Annotated in this window: 10 protein-coding genes; 4 read left to right on the plus strand and 6 right to left on the minus strand. The window is 58.1% G+C overall.

Annotated features, from left to right (window positions below):
• Positions 1-8 precede the first annotated feature (8 nt).
• From dprA to gltX, 5 genes are read right to left on the minus strand one after another with little or no spacing between them, the layout of a single operon-like run.
• Positions 9-1,247: a DNA-processing protein DprA gene (dprA, locus tag APA10_RS12215; RefSeq protein WP_003628390.1), complete on the minus strand. Its 1,239-nt coding sequence runs from the start codon at positions 1,245-1,247 to the stop codon at positions 9-11.
• Between the two features lie 30 nt (positions 1,248-1,277).
• Positions 1,278-1,919, minus strand: a complete 642-nt coding sequence (plsY, locus tag APA10_RS12220; RefSeq protein WP_003628389.1) for a glycerol-3-phosphate 1-O-acyltransferase PlsY — start codon at positions 1,917-1,919, stop codon at positions 1,278-1,280.
• Positions 1,919-3,211, minus strand: coding sequence for a dihydroorotase (locus APA10_RS12225; protein ID WP_003628387.1), 1,293 nt, complete (start codon positions 3,209-3,211; stop codon positions 1,919-1,921). Before APA10_RS12225 ends, plsY begins: the two co-directional genes overlap by 1 nt.
• Positions 3,208-4,149, minus strand: coding sequence for an aspartate carbamoyltransferase catalytic subunit (locus APA10_RS12230; RefSeq protein ID WP_003628385.1), 942 nt, complete (start codon positions 4,147-4,149; stop codon positions 3,208-3,210). The genes APA10_RS12225 and APA10_RS12230 overlap by 4 nt, the downstream gene beginning before the upstream one ends.
• Complete coding sequence (gene gltX, locus APA10_RS12235) at positions 4,142-5,548, minus strand: glutamate--tRNA ligase (protein WP_035365479.1); 1,407 nt, start codon at positions 5,546-5,548, stop codon at positions 4,142-4,144. The genes APA10_RS12230 and gltX overlap by 8 nt, the downstream gene beginning before the upstream one ends.
• A 38-nt stretch (positions 5,549-5,586) precedes the next feature.
• On the opposite strand from gltX, the gene APA10_RS12240 reads away from it, so the two are divergent.
• The gene (locus APA10_RS12240) at positions 5,587-7,785 is read left to right on the plus strand and encodes a ComEC/Rec2 family competence protein (RefSeq protein ID WP_035365464.1); all 2,199 of its coding nucleotides are present in this window, start codon (positions 5,587-5,589) and stop codon (positions 7,783-7,785) included.
• An 11-nt stretch (positions 7,786-7,796) separates the two neighbouring features.
• On the opposite strand, the gene APA10_RS12245 is transcribed toward APA10_RS12240, so the two are convergent.
• Positions 7,797-8,135, minus strand: coding sequence for a carboxymuconolactone decarboxylase family protein (locus APA10_RS12245; RefSeq protein ID WP_003628378.1), 339 nt, complete (start codon positions 8,133-8,135; stop codon positions 7,797-7,799).
• A 17-nt stretch (positions 8,136-8,152) separates the two neighbouring features.
• On the opposite strand from APA10_RS12245, the gene zapE reads away from it, so the two are divergent.
• The 3 genes from zapE (at position 8,153) to odhB (ending at position 13,937) form a co-directional block, all read left to right on the plus strand.
• The gene (gene zapE, locus APA10_RS12250) at positions 8,153-9,502 is read left to right on the plus strand and encodes a cell division protein ZapE (protein ID WP_012812673.1); all 1,350 of its coding nucleotides are present in this window, start codon (positions 8,153-8,155) and stop codon (positions 9,500-9,502) included.
• Positions 9,503-9,711: 209 nt separating this feature from the next.
• On the plus strand, positions 9,712-12,585 hold the full coding sequence (locus tag APA10_RS12255) for a 2-oxoglutarate dehydrogenase E1 component (RefSeq protein ID WP_003628374.1): 2,874 nt from the start codon (positions 9,712-9,714) through the stop codon (positions 12,583-12,585).
• Between the two features lie 110 nt (positions 12,586-12,695).
• Positions 12,696-13,937: a 2-oxoglutarate dehydrogenase complex dihydrolipoyllysine-residue succinyltransferase gene (gene odhB, locus APA10_RS12260; RefSeq protein WP_003628372.1), complete on the plus strand. Its 1,242-nt coding sequence runs from the start codon at positions 12,696-12,698 to the stop codon at positions 13,935-13,937.
• The last annotated feature ends 52 nt before the right edge of the window (positions 13,938-13,989 follow it).

Genomic DNA, 13,989 nt, shown 5'->3' on the forward strand with positions numbered 1-13,989 from the left:
AGCAGCACTTACCCTGCCGTTTCTGCCTGATTATCCGCCAGACCGACCATGCCTCCAGAATAAGTGGAGACGCAGCCCGAAAGCTCAAGTTCCGTGAGCGCGACAAGCACGGCAGAAGCCGAGAACTGGCAGCGCCTAATCAGATCGTCAACCGCTATAGGCGTAAAGGAGAGGAGCGAAAGCAGGTTTTCACGCACATCTTGCGCGGTGGAAGCCGCTGAAAAATGCGGTTTTAGAGCAATTGGCTCTTTTTCATCCACATTTTGGGGAGAAGCAAAAAATGCGCGTTCAGGAGGCTCTGAAACAAAAGGCAGACCGGTTTGAGCAGGGGATACAGATTTTTTCTGGCGTGGAGCAGAAACGCTGGGGAGGGATACTGTAGAGCCAGCGGGTTGAGGGGTGACTGGGGGCAAATGCGGCAAAATATCTGCCACACTTTCTGTAAGAATAGCGCCGTTACGCAAAAGATTGTTACTGCCCCTGCAACGCGGGTCTAGCGGTGATCCGGGAACGGCAAATAATTCCCGCCCGTAATCCACCACCATGCGCGCAGTAATAAGTGTGCCGGAATGGGGTGCCGCTTCCACCACCACACACCCAAGGCCCAAGCCAGCAATAAGCCGGTTGCGGCGAGGGAAGTGGCGGGCCAAAGGGGCCGTGCCCAGTGGTGCTTCTGTGACCACCGCACCTTTTTGGGCAATTTCTGCCTGAAGGCTGGCGTTTTCTGGCGGGTAGGGGCAATCCAGCCCGCCTGCAATGGCGGCAATGGTGCAGCCTTGGCGATGCAGCGCACCTTTATGGGCAGCTTTATCAATACCGCGCGCCAAGCCAGAAATAACAGTTAGCCCGGCTTCCACCAGTTCTGTCGCAAGGCTTTCTGCCAGCCGCATACCCTGTGCCGAGGCATTACGCGCCCCCACAATGCTAACCCCCGCACGGCTGAGGCATGAAACATCGCCCAGAACGCTCAGCACCGGAGGGGCATCTGGAATCTGGCGTAAAAAGGCAGGGTAATCTGCATCAAAAAGTGTGAGAAAACAGCCGCCCATCTGCAAGGTGGCGTCTATTTCGCGCATCACCACATCCATGGGCGGTATAACCGGCTGGTTACGCCCGCGCACTGGCAGATAGGGCAGGGCTTCCAGCGCTTCTGCGGCAGAGCCGTATTTATCTACCAGTTTCCGCCATGTGTGTGGGCCAACCTGTTCGGTACGTGCCAGACGAAGGCAGGCGGGCAGGGATGTCATGCTTGGGTAATCAGGCAGCCAAATTGCAGATCACGGCTTTTTTTCGCCAATCCGCGGCTCTTTCCCGCTGAAAATGCGGACAATGTTTTCATGATGCCGCGCAATTACCAACACGCTGATAAGCACCGCAGCCAAGGGTTTGGGGGAAGCCTGAAAGGAAAAGCCATAAAGTGCCAGCAACACCACCGGCATAACGATAAAGGCCGCCAAAGCCCCAGCAGAGGAAATACGCGTGAGCTTGGCCACACCCAGCCACGTGGCGCAGCCAGCCAGCCCAGTAAGGGGAGAAAGAGCCAGCATGGCACCCAGCCCGGTTGCAACACCTTTACCGCCCCTAAACCCCAGAAATATCGGGTAGCAATGCCCCACCACAGCGGCCAGAGCGGCCACAGTTACGGTGCGGTCTGAAAAATCAGGCGGGGTCATAATCCAGGCAATGGCAACCGCCAAAAAGCCCTTGGCAGCATCTAGCAGCAGCGTTGCGGCGGCCAGATCCTTACGGCCCGTGCGCAATACATTGGTAGCCCCGATATTGCCGGAACCAATTTTGCGCAAATCTCCCGCACCAGCCAGATTGGTAAGGAGCAGGCCAAAAGGCACGCTGCCCAGCGTGTACCCCATGAACGCCATGGCAGCCACAAGCTTTAAGGCATAGGGAGGCAGAGCTTCCATTATGCCTGCCCTGCCTCATACACCCGGCGGCCAGCTTTCCATGTGCCCAGCACGCGGCCTTCCAGCGGGCGGCCATCAAAAGGTGTGTTTTGTGCACGGCCCGGCAGTTTGCCCGCTTCTACCAGCCAACTTTGTTCGGGGTCGAACAGGCACAGATCAGCCGCAGCGCCTACAGCCAGCGTGCCGCATTCTGCACCAAGCAACTGTGCAGGGCGATGGGTTAGCAGGGAAAGTGCCTGAGGCAGCGTGAGCGTACCATCATGTACGCGTGCCAGCGTAACACCCAGAAGTGTTACCAAGCCTGTGCCACCGGTTGCCGCCTGCGCAAAGGGCAGGCGCTTGTCATCCGCATCACGCGGGAGATGGTCCGAGCCAATGGCGTCTATCGTGCCATCAGCCAGCGCGGCGCAAATAGCCAGCCGATCATCCTCGCTCCGCAATGGGGGAGAGAACTTGGCGTAGGTGCGGAAATCACCAATCGTGTTTTCGTTCAGGTCAAAATACGGCGGAGCGGTATCACACGTTACGTTCAGCCCGCGTTCCTTGGCTTGCCGAATAAGGGCTACGCCTTCACCGGTGGAAACATGGGCGAAATGCAGACGTCCGCCCGTAAGTTCAGCCAGACGAATATCCCGTGCAATCATAATGGCTTCTGCCGCTGCCGGAATGCCGGGTAGGCCTAACCGTGTGGCCAAAGCCCCAGCCGTAGCGCAGCCAGACCCCGCCAGCGAGGGTTCTTCCGGGTGCTGCACAATCATGGCCCCAAAGCCGCTGGCGTAGGAAAGGGCCAGCCGCATCAGGCGTGCGGGGTCTAGCGCACGTGCGCCGTCTGTAAAGGCTACGGCACCGGCTTCGTGCAGCAGGCCAATTTCTGCCAGTTCCTTCCCTTCACACCCTTTGGTAAGGGCACCATAGGGCAGAATGGTAATGGCCCCGGTTTCTTCCCCACGGGTGCGCAGCATGCGCACAAGGGCCGGGTTATCTATGGCCGGTTTGCAGGTGGGTAGCACGGCAAGGGTGGTAATGCCCCCGGCAGAAGCGGCCCGCGCGGCGGAGGAAACGGTTTCACGGTATTCGTATCCCGGTTCACCAATTTCTACGCGCATGTCCACAAGGCCGGGGCACAGCACGGCATTTTTGCCATCAATAACGGTGGCGTTTTCTGGCGTGCCTTCGGCTCCGGCTTTATCTGTGCCTGCAATAACGCCATCGCGCACCAGCAGGCGGCCGGGTTGGTCCAGCCCGGATGCGGGGTCTATCAGGCGGACGTTTTCAAATAAAAGGGTATTCATGCGGCGGGCCTGCTGCGGGTAAGGCGGTCCAGAACGGCCATGCGCACGGCAACGCCCATTTCAACCTGTTCCTGAATGACGCTCTGGCTGGAATCAGCGACAAGACTGTCTATTTCCACCCCACGGTTCATGGGGCCGGGGTGCATGACCAGCGCATTCTTGCGGGCCAACTGCAACCGGCGCTGATCCAGCCCGAAAAAGCGGAAATATTCACGCGCGCTGGGGATAAGGCCGGAGGACATGCGCTCACGCTGCAAACGCAGCATCATTACCACGTCCACGTCCTGCAGGCCTTCTTCCATGTTGTGGAAGATTTCCACCCCGCGTTGCTTCATGGCGCCGGGCACCAGCGTTGGCGGGCCAACAAGCCGCACCGTGCTGCCCATGCCTGTCAGCAGGAAGATGTTGGAGCGCGCCACGCGGGAATGTGAAACATCCCCACAAATGGCCACTTTCAGCCCACCCAATGTGCCTAGGTGGCGGCGAATGGTCAGCGCATCCAGCAGGGCCTGTGTGGGGTGCTCGTGCATACCGTCACCCGCGTTGACTACGCTGGCTTCCACCTTTTGCGCCAGCAGGGCCGGTGCGCCGGATTGGGAATGACGCACCACCAGCAGGTCTGTCCGCATGGCGTTAAGCGTTGCGGCCGTATCCAGCAGGGTTTCACCCTTGTTCACCGAGGATTGGGCAACGGACATATTGATAACGTCCGCCCCCAAACGCTTACCCGCCAGCTCGAAAGATGTGCGGGTGCGCGTGCTGTCCTCAAAGAACAGGTTGATAAGGGTGCGCCCCCGCAGCACATCGCGCGGCACCTTGCGGGAGCGGTTAAGCAGGGCATAGCTTTCGGCCAGATCCAGCAAAGGCTCGATCTGGTCGGGCGTCATGCCTTCCAGCCCGAGCAGATGCCGGGTGTGGCGGCCGGGAAAGCTAGCCATGCAGAACGGCTCCCAAACGGGCGAGGGTTTCATCCTTGCCCAGTGCTTGCAGGGTGGCATCAATGCCGGGGGAGGTGTTGGAGCCTGTTACGGCAGCGCGCACAGGCTGGGCCACCTTGCCCAGCTTCAACTCATGCTTTTCAGCAAAGTTGCGCAGGGTGGTATCAATGGCTTCTGGCGTAAAGTCTGGCACAGCAGCCAGATCACGCGCCAGTTCACCCAGCATGGTGCGGGCTTCTGGTGTCAGCAGCTTCTGCGCTTTGTCATTGAACGCCAGCGGTACCTGACGGCCAAGGAAAGCCGCACTTTCTGCCAGCTCAACCAGCGTGCGTGCGCGTTCCTTCAGCCCCGGCATCAGGGCGGCCACGCGGGCGCGGGTGGTTTCATCCACACTTACGTCGTCCATTTTCTTGAAGCGTTCCATCACATCGTTGGTCAGGCGTTCATCATCCGCCTGCCGCAGCCATACGGCGTTGATGTGCAGCAGCTTGGCGTAATCCATGCGGGAAGGAGAGCGGCCAACGCCATCAATATCAAACAGCTTGATCTGCTCTTCACGCGAGAGGATTTCCGCATCCCCGTGGCCCCAACCCAGACGCAGCAGGTAGTTGCACAGGGCTTCGGGCAGGTAGCCCATTTCACGGAACTCAACCACAGATTGCGCACCGTGGCGTTTTGAAAGCTTTGCGCCATCCGGCCCGTGAATGAGCGGCAGATGCCCAAAGCGCGGAAGTTCCCACCCCATGGCGCGGTAGATCATGGCTTGGCGGAAGGTGTTGGTCAGATGGTCATCACCACGGATCACGTGGGTAATGGCCATATCGTGGTCATCCACCACAACGGCGTGCTGATAGGTGGGGGTGCCATCAGACCGCAGGATGATCATGTCATCCAGTTCGGCATTGGCAACGCGCACTTCACCCTGCACGAGGTCATTGATTGTGGCTTCCCCTTCACGCGGGGCTTTAATACGCACGGCAAAAGGTGCGCCAGCCGGGGCTTCGGATGGGTCACGGTCCCGCCACATGCCGTTATAGCGCGGGGGCAGGCCCTTGGCCTTGGCGTCCTCACGCATCTGGTGCAGCTCTTCAGGCGTACAGTAGCATTTATAGGCTAGGCCCTTTTCCAGCAGCTCAAGGGCGACTTCCCGGTGCCGATCCTCACGCGAGGACTGGAAAACGGGTTCTTCATCCGGTTCAATCCCCATCCAGGCCAGACCGTCAAAAATAACGTCTACAGCCTGTTGGGTGGAACGCTCACGGTCGGTATCCTCAATACGCAGGAGGAACTCGCCGCCGTGATGACGGGCAAAGAGGAAATTGAACAGGGCTGCGCGGGCGTTGCCAATATGCAGCAGGCCTGTAGGACTCGGAGCGAAGCGTGTACGGATGGTGGTCATGGGGTGGTTCCATACCATGCGCAAGCGCAAGGAGCCATATGCCACGCCTGATGTTACACCTGCATTCTTTGCTTGTTCAGGAACAAAGGCGGCTGGTGCTGTGGGCACCGGTGGGCTTGGCGCTGGGTGCGGTGCTGTATTTTGGCCTGTTGCGTACAGAACCCAGCCTGCTGGAAGGGTTTGTGCTGCCGTGCGGTATGGCTGTGCTGGCCAGCATTGCGGCGTGGCGTATGCGTTATTCGCTTTGGGGGCGTCTGCTCTGGGGCGGGTGCATAACTGTGGCCCTTGGGTTTGCCGCAGCTTGGGGTGGCACGCACAGGCATACGCCCATGCCCGATTTGCCCCGTTTTGCCACAGAAATATCGGGCACAGTGGAGGCCATAGCCCTATTACCACTAGCAGATGGCACTGATGCACTCTTTGAGCGCAGAGTAGATCTGGCGCAGGCCGTTTTTCACAACGCACTGGATGAGGGCATGCCGCCCTTAAGGCGCGTGCTTCCTATATATCTCCAACCCAATGATTCTGTTTCGTTGCAGGCGGGCGACCATCTGAATGTAAAGGCTCTTTTGCAGCCACCTCCATTTCCAGCACTTCCTGGCGCGCGAGACAGGCAGTTTGAGGCATGGTTTGCCAATCAGGCGGGGAGTGGGCGGGCCTTGGGGCATGTGCAGCTTGTTGCAATGGGGCAAACGGGGCACGGGCATAAACTGCAACTGTGGTTTGAAAACCTGCGCGAACGCATCAACACCCGTATCCATACCATTCTCCCCGGCCCGGAGGGTGGTGTGGCGGCCACTGTGCTGGTGGGAGCTTCCGAAACTGTAGAAAAACAGGTGCGGGAAGATTTTGCAGCCTCTGGCTTGGCACATCTTTTGGCCGTTGCAGGGCTGCATCTGGGCATTGTGATGGGCCTTGTTATGGCAGCAAGCCGCCTGCTTTTGGCTGCCACGGAATACACAGCCTTGCGTTGGCCCTGTAAGGCCTTGGCCGCCTTATGTGCTTGGAGTGTAGGGCTGGTTTATGTGCTGCTTACGGGGGCGCATCTGCCCGCCCAACGCAGCCTGTTCATGGGCGCAGTGGCAGTGCTGGGCATTGCAGCAGGGCGGCGCGTTGTTTCCATGCGTGGCTTGGCGGTGGCGGCCTGCGTGCTGGTGCTGTGTATGCCGCAGGTGGTGATGGGTGTTGCGTTTCAGATGTCCATGGCGGCGGTTATGGCGCTGGTGGCCGGGTATGAGGTGTTGCAGCCAAAACTTACGCGCTGGCGCGCCAGCACAACGGGGTTTGGGCACTGGCTGGCATGGCATGGTGCTGTTTTGGCATTAACCAGTGTGCTGGCAGGCTGTGCCACCTTGCCGGTGGCTATGGCGCATTTTGGCGTTATCCAGCCGTTTTTTGTGGTGGCCAACATGGTGGCCGTGCCGCTGATGGCTGTGTGGATTATGCCATTAGGCTTGCTGGCCGTGGGCTTCATGCCCTTACATATGGATGCCCCGTTTTTATGGTTGATGGGTGCAGGTATCCGCCCCGTTATATGGCTGGCGCACATAGTGGCGCACTGGCCTGCCGCGCGCGTGGCTGTGCCACACATGCCGGGGTGGGGGCTGCTGGCCGTTATGCTGGGCTTGAGCTGGATATGTTTATGGCGGCAGCATTGGCGTTGGGTAGGGTGCGCTGGTTTGGTGTTGGGCATGGCAAGCCCGTGGTTACTGGTGCAACCAGATGTGGTTATCAGCCCGGATGGCGGGCTGGTGGGGGTGCGGGATTCCGGTAAGGTTTATGTTATCGGCCAATCTCGTGCACAACGGCCTATTATGCAGGCATGGGGCCAATATTTTGCCCAACCCGTAGAGATGTTTCCGCCGGAGGGAGAAGCGCCCGATGGCGCGCTAACATGCGGGGCAGAAGATGCACCAGATACCTGCGTGGCTCTGCTGCGCGGGCAGGATGTAGTGGTACGCAGGCAGGATGCCTCGGATGGGCGCGTGCCATTGTCTGCCGATATCTGCACAGGGGCGGATGCGGTTATCAGCACAGCCCCCTTACGCGCTTCCTGCCTGAATGTGCCCATAAGGTTGGATCGGTTTTCAGCGTGGGAAAACGGGGCGGAAGCCGTGTTTGTGCATCAAAGCAAAAATGTGGTCAGAACAGATCGTGCATGGCGCGGGCAACGCCCGTGGGTGTTAAAGCCCGGTGGCCACGGTATGCCTGTTCTGCCACTGGCCCCTTCGGAATAAATAAGGGGGCTTTATTCCGGCGTATCTTCAAACGCTTCCATCACGCGGCTGGAATATACAAGTGCTGCCCCGGCATTTAGCGCCACGGCCACGCCAAGGGCTTCGGCAATTTCCTCCTTGCTGGCACCGGCTTTTTTGGCAGCGGCGGAGTGCACGGCAATGCACCCATCGCATCGGGTGGTTACGGCTACGGCCAGCGCAATCAGCTCGCGCGTTTTGTCATCCAGATGCTTTTTTTCTGGCAGGGGTGTTTCCAGCGTTTGCAGCCCTTTAAGAGTATTGGGTGTTAGGGACGCCAGCGTTTTGACATTCTGTGCCATGTTTGCACGGTAAGCATTCCAGTCTGTCATGATCGCCTCTCTGAATTATGTGGTCTAAACCGATCACAACTGCATCAGATGTGGCGCTTTTTGTCACGACACGGTTAGGAGAGGCTTGTACGCTTGCGGAATGTGCGGTGGAGCCGTTATCGGGCAGGATTATGACACAGACAGACATGAACGGGGCATCAGCCGCAACACGGCTGGGGCCATTGGCAGTTTACCAGCAGCGTATTGCCGCGGGGGAACTCAAGAGTGATCCAGACCAGCTGCGTGTAATAACGCGGCTGAACACCTTGTGGCAGGAACTGGCAAGCATGCCAGCTTTGGCTGCGCCATCACCCGCGCAGGGGATGGAAGGCAAGGCCAAAGGCTTGCTGGCCGGGCTGGCCCGCAGGTTGCGCCCGCAGGCAGATACATCTGCCACCCGCCCGGTGCGCCCGCGTGGGCTGTATATTGTGGGCCGTGTAGGGCGCGGCAAAACCATGGTGATGGATCTGTTCTACGCCTGCGCGCCCGTGCAGAAAAAGGAGCGCATCCACTTTTTGCGCTTCATGCAGGATGTGCACCGTGATCTGCATGATCTTAAAGCCGCCAACCCCAATATGGCAGACCCCATTCCGCCGCTAGCCAAAACCATTGCCAGCAAGGCGCAGCTTTTGTGCTTTGATGAGTTTCAGGTGAACGACATTGCCGATGCCATGATTCTGGGCCGGCTGTTTGAGGCCCTGTTTGCAAATGGGGTGGTGATTGTTGCCACCTCCAACACAGAACCTTCGCAGCTGTTCCAGAACCGCCCCGGCGCAGATGCGTTTAAACCGTTTATTGCCGTTATCCAGCGTGAACTGGATACGATTGAGCTGGATTCGCCGCGTGATTACCGCCGCGGGCGTGAGCAAGACCGTGAAACATGGCTTGTGCCTGCGGATTCTCAGGCCAAAAGCAGGCTGGACAGAATTTTTGCCCGCTATGCGGGGGATGAAAAGGCTGGCCCGGTGGACCTGAAGTTCAGCGGGCGGGTGTTTGAAGTGGATCAGGCGGCAGGTCCGGTGTGCCGGTTTGATTTCAACTCTTTGTGTGGCAAGCCGCGTGGGCCGAATGATTATCTGGCGCTGGCCAAACGCTTTCCGGTGGTCATTGTCGATAACATTCCAAGCATGGGGCAGGATGATGCCAATCTGGCCCGGCGCTTTATCACGCTCATAGATGCCTTGTACGACAACGGAAATCTGCTGTTTGCCTCGGCTGATGCGCAGCCCGACCAGCTGTTTACAGATGGGGATGGTGCAGATGCGTTTGCACGCACGGCATCACGTCTCGCTGAGATGGGAAGTGAAAGCTGGCTGGAGCATGGAGCGCAGGCTGCGCAACAGGCCCACAGCCTCTCTAGAGCGTGACATCCCACGCCCTTGTTCCCGCCACATACGCGGTCTAGCTCTTTGATACAGAACAAGCCGGAAGCGGGATGGCTTTCCGGCAAAAAGGACACAGGGGACGCTCCGCGCTATGGGGCGGAGTGAAGAAAAAATGGTCCGGTTTACGGTGGAGAACGACGCAATATCTGGCCAACGGCGCGTATGTGCCCCGTGGCAAGGAGGAATGTGAGATGGCGGTTTCGGACGTACTGGCAACCGCTCTTAACGGTGCCAATATCGCTTACCTTGCGGATCTGTATGCCCAGTGGGCGAAGGATCCCAAAAGTGTGGATCCGTCCTTCGATATTCTGTTCAGCTCACTGGGCGATGATGAAGCCGCAGTGCTGAAGGATGCCGTTGGAGCCTCTTGGGCACCACGCCCTTCCATTATCACGGGGGATGAACCCGCACCTGCTCCGAAAGGAAAAGGTGGCCCGGCTGGTGGGTTGGCCGCGCAGGATAGTCTGGCTATTGCCCGGCTGATCCGTGCGTATCGTGAATACGGCCATCTGGAAGCCTCACTTGATCCGCTGGGCCTGAAGGTGCCTCATAAAACCGAGGAACTGGACCCCGCCACATACGGTTTTGGTGAAAAAGACCTGAACCGCGAAGTGTTCATTGGGTCACTGCTTGATCCGCTGCTCAAGGGCAAGAACACGGCCAAGGTTTCCGAGGTTATTGCGGCACTCCGCTCTGTGTATTGCGAAAGCATTGGCGCGGAATACATGTATGCCCGTAACCACGAACAGCGCGAATGGCTGCGCAAGCGGCTGGAAGGCGATAACTGGCGCGCCCACGTAACGGTGGAAGAGCAGAAGGTTATCTTGGCCAACCTGACAGAAGCCGAAGGTTTTGAGGCTTTCTGCCAGAAGCGCTACGTGGGCGCGAAGCGTTTTGGTCTGGAAGGGGGCGAAATCTCCATTCCTTCCCTGCACGCCATTATTGATTCCTGTGCCAGCCAGGGGGTGACATCTGTTGCCATCGGCATGGCGCATCGTGGCCGCTTGAACACGCTGGTTAACGTGGTGCGCAAGCCTTACGTGGCCATCTTTAACGAATTTGCTGGTGGTTCCTTCAAACCAGACAATGTTGAAGGTTCTGGCGACGTTAAATACCACCTTGGCTCCTCCACAGATGTGGATGTGGCAGGCAAGGCGGTGCATATCTCGCTCCAGCCCAACCCTTCTCATCTGGAAGCGGTGGATCCGGTTGTGTGCGGCAAGGTGCGCGCCATTCAGGATGATGCGGGCGATACGGAAAAACGCCTGTCCAGCCTTGGCGTTATCATCCACGGTGATGCCGCGTTTGCCGGGCAGGGCATTGTTTACGAAACCTTCGCCATGTCCCAACTGCCGGGCTACCGCACGGGTGGCACCATCCATATGGTGGTGAACAACCAGATTGGCTTTACCACCAATCCGGAATGTGGGCATTCGGGCATTTATGGCACCGATGTTGCAAAATCCATTGAAGCCCCTGTGCTGCATGTAAACGGTGATGACGCCGAGGCGGTGATTTACGTCTCTCGCCTTGCTGCGGATTACCGTCAGGCTTTTGCAAGTGACATTGTGCTGGATATCGTTTGCTACCGTCGCCACGGGCATAACGAAACGGATGAGCCAGTTTTCACTCAGCCCGTCATGTATAAAGCCATTGCCGCGCATGATACGCCGCACACGCTTTATGCAAAACGCCTTGTAAAAGCAGGCGTTGTGACGGATGACGAAGTGAAGGCCCAGTGGGATGCCTTCCACGCCAAGCTGGATGAAGATTACAAGGCTGCCCAGTCTTACAAGGTGAACAAGGCAGACTGGCTGGAAGGTGGCTGGAAAGGCCTGGTGGCTGCCGGGCATGATCCGGAACGCGCCTTCCCCGAAACCGGTGTTGCACTGGATGCGCTGCGCAAGATTGGCGAAGCTATTACAAAAGTTCCAGAAGGCTTCAACCTGAATTCCAAAATTGCCCGCCAGCTCAAGGCCAAGGCAAACATGTTCAGCACGGGGGAAGGGTTTGACTGGGCAACCGGTGAGGCTCTGGGCTTTGGCTCCCTGTTGCTGGATGGCCACCGTGTGCGTCTTTCCGGCGAAGATTGCCAGCGTGGCACGTTCAGCCAGCGTCATGCCGTATGGACGGATCAGGTTAACCAGACACCGTTTACGCCGCTGAACCATATTCAGGACAAGCAGGCGAAAATCGAAATCTGGAACTCGCTTCTTTCAGAATACGGCGTGGTTGGGTTTGAATACGGATATTCCGTGCGCAACCCGCAAACGCTGGTGCTGTGGGAAGCCCAGTTTGGTGATTTTGCCAACTGTGCGCAGGTAATTATCGATCAGTTCATTGCCTCGGGTGAAACCAAGTGGCTGCGTATGTCCGGTTTGGTCATGCTGCTGCCGCATGGTTACGAAGGGCAGGGGCCGGAACATTCTTCTGCCCGTCTGGAACGTTATCTTCAGCTTTGTGCTGAAAATAACATGTTTGTTTGCAACATCACCACGCCCGCAAACTACTTCCACGCCCTGCGCCGCCAGCTCAAGCTGGATTACCGCAAGCCTATGATCCTGATGGAGCCTAAGTCTCTGCTGCGGCACAAACTTGCGGTTTCCGCTCTGGCAGATTTTGGTCCGGGCACACGATTCAAACCCGTGATTGGCGAAATTGATGATCTGGGCGCCGATAACAAGGTGCGCCGCGTGGTGATCTGCTCTGGTAAGGTCTATTACGATCTGCTGGCCGAACGCCGGGAAAAAGGCATCAAGGATGTTGCCATCCTGCGTCTGGAACAACTCTACCCCTTCCCGGAAGCAGCCCTTGCCGCCGAACTTAAGCGCTATCCTGAAGCAGACATTGTCTGGTGTCAGGAAGAAACGGAAAACGGCGGTGCATGGCATTTTGCAGACAGGCGGATTGAAGCAGCCCTTGCTGCCGCAGGCCATAAGGCAGGCCGCCCGCAATATGTGGGCCGCGCCGCAGCAGCCAGCCCGGCCACCGGCCTTGCCCGTATTCATGCGGCAGAGCAGGCGGATCTGGTTGAACGCGCATTGGGGCTGAAAAAGTCTGGCTGAACCGGATTAGGCTGAATTGAAGAAAATAGCCCGCAAATACGGGCGCACCCCGGTGCCACTGCCAAAAGTTTAAAGTGGCACCGGGGATTTAAAAGAAGATGGGGAACAGGATGTCTGTCGAGATCAAGGTGCCGACACTGGGTGAAAGCGTAACCACAGCAACCGTGGCCAAGTGGCTGAAGCAGCCGGGCGAAGCGGTGCAGGCAGATGAACCGATTGTTGAGCTGGAAACCGATAAGGTGAGCGTAGAAGTTTCTGCGCCGCAGGCTGGTATTCTGGGCCCACAGGCTGCCAAGGAAGACCAGGAAGTAGAAGTTGGCGCACTGCTGACCACGCTGGAACCTGCCAAGGCTGGCGCTGCACCAGCCGCCAAAGCCGCTGTCCCGGAAAAGAAAGCAGAACCCGTAGCGGCTGCTGCTCCGGCAAAAGCAGCTGCACCAGCACCTAAGGCCGCAGCCCCTGCTCCGGCAGTAGATGCCGGTGCTGCTCTGCCCGCAGCCCGCAAGATGATGGCTGAAAACGGCCTGAGCGCACAGCAGCTTGCAGGCACCGGCCTTGGTGGCCGTATTACCAAAGGGGATGTGCTGGGCTTTTTGGCCAACCCGCAGGCTGCAACACCAGCCGCAGCCCCTAAGCCGCCGCGTAATGATGACCCGCGTGAAGAACGCGTGAAGATGACGCGCCTGCGCCGCACCATTGCCCGCCGCCTGAAGGAAGCACAGAACACGGCGGCCATGCTGACAACGTTTAATGAAATCGACATGTCCGGCGCCATGGCGCTGCGTGCCGAATATCAGGACTCGTTTGTTAAAAAGCACGGTGTCAAGCTGGGCTATATGTCCATCTTCTCCCGCGCTGTTGTGGCAGCCCTGAAAGAATTCCCGGCCATTAACGCAGAAATTGACGGTGATGATGTCATCTACCGTGATTTCGTAAACCTCGGCATTGCCGTGGGTGGGCCAAACGGGCTGGTGGTGCCGGTTATCCGTGATGCCGACAAGATGAGCTATGCCGAAATTGAAAAAACCATTGCAGGTTTTGGCAAGGCAGCGCGTGAAGGCACGTTGAAGCTGGATCAGCTTTCTGGCGGCACCTTCTCCATCACCAATGGCGGTATTTACGGCTCTCTGCTGTCCACCCCCATCCTGAATGCACCGCAGTCCGGTATTCTGGGCATGCACTCCATTCAGGAACGCCCGGTGGCAGTGAACGGGCAGGTGGTGATCCGCCCGATGATGTATATTGCCCTTTCTTATGATCACCGCATTGTAGATGGCAAGGAAGCCGTCAGCTTCCTTGTGCGGGTGAAGCAGAACGTAGAAGACCCGCGCCGCCTTCTGATTGAAGTCTGATAGCGCGGTTGCCGAAGGGGTGAATACGTGCCCCTTCGGCCAATTTTTCTGC

This window comes from Acetobacter pasteurianus subsp. pasteurianus LMG 1262 = NBRC 106471, assembly GCF_000285275.1.
Classification (GTDB): Bacteria; Pseudomonadota; Alphaproteobacteria; order Acetobacterales; family Acetobacteraceae; genus Acetobacter; species Acetobacter pasteurianus.